The sequence below is a fragment of the Streptococcus pseudopneumoniae genome (assembly GCF_001072375.1).
Lineage (GTDB): Bacteria > Bacillota > Bacilli > Lactobacillales > Streptococcaceae > Streptococcus > Streptococcus pseudopneumoniae_L.
Genome location: NZ_JVKV01000032.1, coordinates 21,381 through 27,750 on the forward strand (window position 1 = coordinate 21,381; position 6,370 = coordinate 27,750).

Annotated in this window: 6 protein-coding genes and 1 pseudogene; 3 read left to right on the forward strand and 4 right to left on the reverse strand. The window is 40.5% G+C overall.

All coding sequences use genetic code 11. The annotated features are described in order from the left end of the window. Window positions 1–21: 21 nt before the first annotated feature. Together ADH31_RS02650 and ADH31_RS02655 are read right to left on the reverse strand one after the other, a co-directional pair. Entirely contained in the window at window positions 22–927 is a 906-nt protein-coding gene (locus tag ADH31_RS02650) for a magnesium transporter CorA family protein (protein ID WP_049508908.1), read from the reverse strand. 51 nt (window positions 928–978) lie between these two features. Next, window positions 979–1,545, reverse strand: a complete 567-nt coding sequence (locus ADH31_RS02655; protein ID WP_001154834.1) for a mechanosensitive ion channel family protein — start codon at window positions 1,543–1,545, stop codon at window positions 979–981. Between the two features lie 151 nt (window positions 1,546–1,696). On the opposite strand from ADH31_RS02655, the gene sstT reads away from it, so the two are divergent. Together sstT and ADH31_RS02665 are read left to right on the forward strand one after the other, a co-directional pair. After that, window positions 1,697–2,902 carry a serine/threonine transporter SstT gene (gene sstT, locus ADH31_RS02660; RefSeq protein ID WP_049508910.1) on the forward strand — a complete coding sequence of 402 codons (1,206 nt, stop codon included), beginning with the start codon at window positions 1,697–1,699 and terminating at the stop codon, window positions 2,900–2,902. A 64-nt stretch (window positions 2,903–2,966) separates the two neighbouring features. Continuing rightward, entirely contained in the window at window positions 2,967–3,938 is a 972-nt protein-coding gene (locus tag ADH31_RS02665; protein ID WP_049508913.1) for an aromatic acid exporter family protein, read from the forward strand. 69 nt (window positions 3,939–4,007) lie between these two features. On the opposite strand, the gene ADH31_RS02670 is transcribed toward ADH31_RS02665, so the two are convergent. Together ADH31_RS02670 and typA are read right to left on the reverse strand one after the other, a co-directional pair. After that, on the reverse strand, window positions 4,008–4,256 hold the full coding sequence (locus ADH31_RS02670) for a DUF3165 family protein (protein WP_000262655.1): 249 nt from the start codon (window positions 4,254–4,256) through the stop codon (window positions 4,008–4,010). Window positions 4,257–4,275: 19 nt separating this feature from the next. After that, complete coding sequence (typA, locus tag ADH31_RS02675) at window positions 4,276–6,117, reverse strand: translational GTPase TypA (RefSeq protein ID WP_049508915.1); 1,842 nt, start codon at window positions 6,115–6,117, stop codon at window positions 4,276–4,278. Between the two features lie 161 nt (window positions 6,118–6,278). Here typA and ADH31_RS10130 point away from each other — a divergent pair. Further along, a pseudogene (locus tag ADH31_RS10130) lies at window positions 6,279–6,370 on the forward strand (16S rRNA pseudouridine(516) synthase); the annotation flags it as partial.

Consider the following 6,370-nt stretch of genomic DNA (forward strand, 5'->3'; position numbering starts at 1 on the left):
GGCTCCTTTTCTTTCTATTTTTTAGTTTCTAGCAATTTTCTTTAGATACTGAGCCAAGATTGCCCATAAAATTAAACTAGCAATCAAAATATATATCCAGGCATTAGGCTCTTCTGTAAATGGCAGAGGGACATTCATTCCGAAAAATCCTGTAATGACTGCAAGAATGGCTAGTAAAACTGAGATAATGGTCAAGGTTGTCAAATTATCATTCAGATTGTTGTTTAGGATATTATTGTAAGATCCTGAGAGTTGTTGTAAAACCTGGGAAATCAAATCTGTCATGGACACCAACTGATGAGCTTCAATCATAGCATCATCAAACTGCTCTCTTTCCACTTCGTTAAAGTTCCGATAAAGCGCATGTCCCTGGATATGCTCCAAGAGGAGGCGATTTTGTTTAGCCGCAGCTGTCAAGTAAACCATACCAGTTTCCAAGTCAGAGAGGGCAAAGAGATTTTTTTTAGTGGTTGTTTGACGCAACAAGGCACTGATTTCATCCTTACTTTTATCCATCTGTTCAATGACAGGATAATAAGCATTGCTGATAAGCTCTAAACCGGCAAATAGAAACTTGTAGATTGAAATGATTTCATGATTTTCAAGATAGCCTAGCATCTGATCAATGACATAGGCGTTCTTATGATTGCTGATGGTAATCATTCGTTGTTTTTCCACGATAAAGGTCATAGGAATGGCTTCATAGTATTCCTTGTCCCTTTCTAAGTCAAGAACGTTGTAGATAAAGGTCACTGTCCCATTCTCACGGTTATAATCCATGTGGGCCCGTTCGTTTCTATCCAGCGCATATTCGATGGTTTCTTTATCCAATCCATAGATTTCTGATAGGTCTTCGAGATTTTTAATGATTTCCACATCTAGATTAATCCAGGTACAACCATTTCCTAACTGCTTATCTAAAAACATCGTTTCTCCTTTACCAAACTCTTTCTATTGTACCATAAATCAAGTAAAATTTCAGTTCTCTTCTTTTCTTGAAAAATTGCTAACCACAGTGATATTTCGGTTAGGAACAAAGTGAAGGGCTTGGTCATCACTTCGCAATTGAGTCGTTCGAATTCCGACACTAACGACTTTCCCCGATACGGTAATAGGACCATTGGTCAAAACAACCTCGTCTCCAACATCCAACTGACGTTCAAAGAGAATAAAGAAGCCGTTGATGACGTCTGACAGGAAGCCTTGTGCCCCCATACCGATAGCCACTCCAGCAATTCCTGCACCTGCAAGCAAGCTAGAAACAGGCAACCCTAAAATAGACAAGATACAGTAAATCAAGAAGAAATAAAGTGTGTAGTTGAAAATATTTTCAAGCAAACGAGAAATAGTCTTTTGTCTACCTGCATCTCGATTTGAAAATTTAAGTGAGGGTTTAACAATCTTTCCTACAGCAACATGGAGGAACTTTTTAGCTATATAAAATAGAAGAATGAGAAGTAAAAGAGAAATCACCTTGGTCAAGAGATTCTCTAAAACAGTTGTTAGATCTAATTTATCCAAATAACGTTGAAAAAATTCTTGCATATAAAACTCCTTTTCTATCCATTATACCATAAATCCTTCCCAGCCATCCTTTTCATAAATATTCATTAATTCCAATGAAACTTATAACTCACTTGCTTTTCAAGCATATTTATACTATAATCATAAACAATACACAAAAAAGGAGACCTCTATGAAAAGAATCATTCTTGCTTGGAACAAAACAAATTTGATCAAACGTATCGGAATCGGAATGGTCTTGGGAGCAATTCTAGGTCTACTCGTTCCTAATCTAACTGGCATTGGTTTATTGGGAGATTTATTTGTAGGAGGACTAAAAGCTATCGCTCCTATCCTGGTTTTTGCTTTAGTCGCTAACGCCCTTTCCCAACACCAAAAAGGCCAAGATAGCAATATGAAAAGAGTCATTTTCCTCTATTTGCTGGGGACTTTTGCTGCGGCTCTTGTAGCAGTTATGGCCAGCTTTCTCTTTCCTGTTCAGATGGTCTTAAGTAGCGCTAGTACTGAAGTTTCTCCTCCAGACGGTATCGGACAAGTGCTCAGCAATCTTCTGCTAAAAATAGTAGATAATCCTGTCAATGCCATCATCGAAGCTAACTATATCGGAATTTTGTCTTGGGCTATCGTCTTTGGAGTTGCCATGCGAGAAGCTAGCAAAAATAGCAAGGAACTACTCAAAACAATGGCCAGTGTGACTTCAAAAATTGTCGAATGGATCATCAACCTTGCGCCATTTGGTATCCTCGGGTTAGTCTTCGAAATCATCTCTGGCCAAGGTATCGCTAGTTTAGCAAATTACGGAATCCTACTTGGACTTTTGATTGCCACTATGGTTTTCGTTGCCCTAGTGATCAATCCTCTGATTGCTTTTCTCTTTATCAAGAAAAATCCATATCCCTTGGTGTGGAAATGCTTGCGTATCAGTGGCGTTACAGCCTTTTTCACCCGAAGTTCCGCTGCTAATATCCCTGTTAATATGAAACTCTGTGAGGATCTAGGTCTTAATCCAGATACCTATTCTGTCTCAATCCCCTTGGGATCAACCATCAATATGGCTGGAGCTGCTGTTACCATCAACATCTTAACCCTAGCAGCTGTCAATACTCTAGGAATCTCAGTTGATTTTGCAACAGCCTTTGTACTCAGTATCGTTGCAGCCATCTCTGCCTGCGGTGCTTCAGGAATCGCCGGAGGTTCACTCCTACTTATCCCAGTTGCTTGCAGTCTCTTTGGGATTACCAACGATATTGCTATGCAGGTTGTGGGTGTTGGTTTCGTTATTGGTGTTATTCAAGACTCTTGCGAAACAGCCCTCAACTCTTCAACAGATGTCCTCTTTACAGCAGTAGCAGAATTTTCCTCTGCTCACAAAAAATAATCTAGACAAGCCTTTTTAGGGCTTGTTTTGTCTGGTTTCTATCATTCATTATAGGAAATGTCTCATGTCTATCACCCAACGTACTTTTAAACTCGTTCTGGCAACCTGTTTGGCCTGTGTCCTAGCCTACTTTCTTGATTTATCTTCAGCGGTTTCAGCTGGTATCATTGCCCTTTTGAGCTTGTCTGATACCCGTAGAAGCACCATAAAGCTAGCTCGCAATCGTTTATTCTCAACCCTTCTTGCTCTTTTCATTGGTGTCCTTTCCTTTCACCTGACTGGCTACCATATCTGGAGTTTTGGCCTCTATTTGGCCCTCTATGTTCCCCTTGCCTATAAATTCGGCTGGGAAATTGGCATTACCCCGAGTAGTGTCCTAGTCAGTCATCTCTTGGTTCAGAAGTCTACATCACCAGATCTGCTAGTGAATGAGCTTCTCCTATTTCTTATTGGTACGGGATTTGCCTTGACTGTCAATCTCTATATGCCTTCTCGACAAGAAGAAATCCATCTCTATCATCTCAAGGTAGAAGAAAAACTCAAACACATTCTACAACGTTTTGAATATTATCTTGGAAAGGGCGATGGCCGCAACCGTGCTCAACTCGTTGAGGAACTGGATCAGCTCCTTGAAGAAGCTCTCAAACTGGTCTATCTTGATCACTCTGACCATCTCTTTCATCAGACCGACTATCATATCCACTATTTCGAAATGAGACAGAGACAGAGTCGTATTCTTCGTAATATGGCCCAGCAAATCAACACCTGTAATCTAGCAGCAAGCGAAAGCCTAATCCTTGCCCAGCTATTCGCTAAAATTGCGGATCAACTCAGTCAGACCAATCCAGCCAACGATCTATTAAATGATATTGAAAGCTACCTGCAGGTATTTCGCAATCGTAGCCTCCCTAAAACAAGAGAAGAATTTGAAACACGCGCAACATTACTTCAACTCCTGCGCGAATTGGAAAACTTTATCCAACTGAAAGTTGACTTCTATCAACGCTATTCTGAAGAAAAAAACAATCTATCTTAATCAAAAAACTTCTATCAGCCACCTAGTTGCTAATAGAAGTTTTTGTTATTTTAGGATTCGAATTGATGATTAGTGTTTTTTTCGAATTGACATGAGACTGATATCTCGCAAACTAAAGTAAGCAAGGACCAGCATAGCTACTGTGATAAAGAACTCTGTTGGTAGCTGAAAGATTTGCAGGATGGACAACATGAGCAAAATCACGAGGGAAACGAGACCAAAAACAAGAATTACAATATTAACCGTTCCCTTGATACTTTGAGGTGTCGCAAATATATAGAGTAAGAGTAATAAAATCCCTATGATTAAATAGACCATTTTCTGCTCTTTCTAGCTCTTATTCAGCTGATTTTTTCTTTTTGTTTGCTTTCTCACGCTCTGCCTTGTTAAGGATTTGTTTACGCAAACGGATAGACTCAGGCGTTACTTCCATGTACTCATCGTCGTTCAAGAACTCAAGTGACTCTTCAAGGGTCAAGATACGAGGAGTCTTGATAACCGCTGTTTGATCCTTAGTTGCTGAACGAACGTTGGTCATTTGTTTCGCTTTCGTAATATTAACAGTCAAGTCATTTTCACGAGAGTTTTCACCGATAATCATTCCTTCGTAAACCTCAGTACCTGGGTTAACAAAGATTGTTCCACGTTCTTCGATAGACATGATAGAGTATGTTGTTGCCTTACCAGTATCGATAGAAACAAGGGCACCACGGTGACGTCCACCGATTTCACCTGGAATCAATGGCAAGTATTGGTCGAAGGTATGGTTCATGATACCGTAACCACGAGTCATTGACAAGAACTCAGTTGAGTATCCAATCAAACCACGGGCTGGAACAAGGAAAACCAAACGAGTTTGACCATTACCAGTTGAAATCATATCCAACATTTCACCTTTACGTTCAGAAAGACTTTGGATAACAGATCCTTGGTATTCTTCTGGTGTGTCAATTTGCACGCGTTCAAATGGCTCACATTTAACACCATCGATTTCTTTAATGATAACCTCTGGACGAGATACTTGAAGCTCATATCCTTCACGACGCATTGTTTCGATAAGGATTGACAAGTGCAATTCTCCACGCCCTGATACAGTCCATTTATCTGGTGAGTCAGTTGGCTCAACACGAAGAGAAACGTCTGTTTGCAATTCTGCTTGAAGACGCTCTTCAACCTTACGTGAAGTAACCCATTTCCCTTCACGACCAGCAAAAGGTGAGTTGTTAACCAAGAAGGTCATTTGAAGTGTTGGCTCATCGATGTGAAGAACTGGAAGAGCTTCAACTGCGTCTGTAGGAGTAATGGTTTCTCCGACGAAGATATCTTCCATACCAGAAACCGCAATCAAATCTCCAGCTTTGGCTTCTTGGATTTCACGACGTTCCAAACCAAAGAAACCGAAGAGTTTTGTAACACGGAAGTTCTTCGTTGTTCCGTCAAGTTTAGAAAGGGTAACTTGGTCCCCAACCTTGACACTACCACGGAAGATACGTCCGATACCGATACGTCCTACGAAGTCATTGTAGTCAAGAAGAGACACTTGGAATTGAAGAGGCTCATCTGAGTTATCAACTGGAGCTGGGATGTGATCGATAATGGTATCAAAGATTGGCGCCATTGTCTTTTCTTGGTCTGCTGGATCATCTGACAATGAAGATGTTCCGTTGATCGCTGACGCATAAACGACTGGGAAGTCAAGCTGGTCATCATCCGCACCAAGCTCGATGAAAAGTTCCAAGACTTCATCCACTACTTCTGCTGGACGAGCTGATGGCTTATCAATTTTGTTAACCACAACGATAGGCACAAGGTCTTGTTCCAAGGCTTTTTTCAATACGAAACGAGTCTGTGGCATAGTTCCTTCGTAAGCATCTACGACCAAAACAACACCGTCAACCATTTTCATGATACGTTCAACTTCTCCACCGAAGTCCGCGTGTCCTGGTGTGTCCATGATGTTGATACGAGTTCCGTTGTAGGCAACGGCTGTATTTTTCGCAAGAATGGTGATTCCACGCTCTTTTTCAATATCGTTTGAGTCCATTGCACGCTCAGCTAACTCTGTACGCGCGTCAAGAGTTTCAGATTGTTTCAACAATTCGTCAACGAGGGTCGTTTTCCCGTGGTCGACGTGGGCGATAATCGCGATATTACGGATATCTTCTCTTAATTTTGTCATGATTTCCTCTATTGTATTCAAAAATTTATTTTCTAACTGAACGATTATACCACAATTTTAAGCAAATGACTTAATTCAAGTAAGTGTAAATGTTTTCAAAAGAAAATTCAGTCCTTCTCTTTTCTTTTCAAAAATCCCGACTTGTGATAAGATAGGCTGGTATGCGTTTAGATAAATTATTAGCCCAGGAAAAAATCAGCCGTAAGGCCATGAAACAAGCTCTTCTGAAAAAAAAAATCTTTGTAGATGGACA

Excerpts from the sequence above, each read along its gene's own strand:
- ADH31_RS02650 (WP_049508908.1), bottom strand. The coding sequence starts at position 927 with ATGTTTTTAGATAAGCAGTTAGGAAATGGTTGTACCTGGATTAATCTA.
- ADH31_RS02655 (WP_001154834.1), bottom strand. The coding sequence starts at position 1,545 with ATGCAAGAATTTTTTCAACGTTATTTGGATAAATTAGATCTAACAACT.
- sstT (WP_049508910.1), top strand. The coding sequence starts at position 1,697 with ATGAAAAGAATCATTCTTGCTTGGAACAAAACAAATTTGATCAAACGT.
- ADH31_RS02665 (WP_049508913.1), top strand. The coding sequence starts at position 2,967 with ATGTCTATCACCCAACGTACTTTTAAACTCGTTCTGGCAACCTGTTTG.
- ADH31_RS02670 (WP_000262655.1), bottom strand. The coding sequence starts at position 4,256 with ATGGTCTATTTAATCATAGGGATTTTATTACTCTTACTCTATATATTT.
- typA (WP_049508915.1), bottom strand. The coding sequence starts at position 6,117 with ATGACAAAATTAAGAGAAGATATCCGTAATATCGCGATTATCGCCCAC.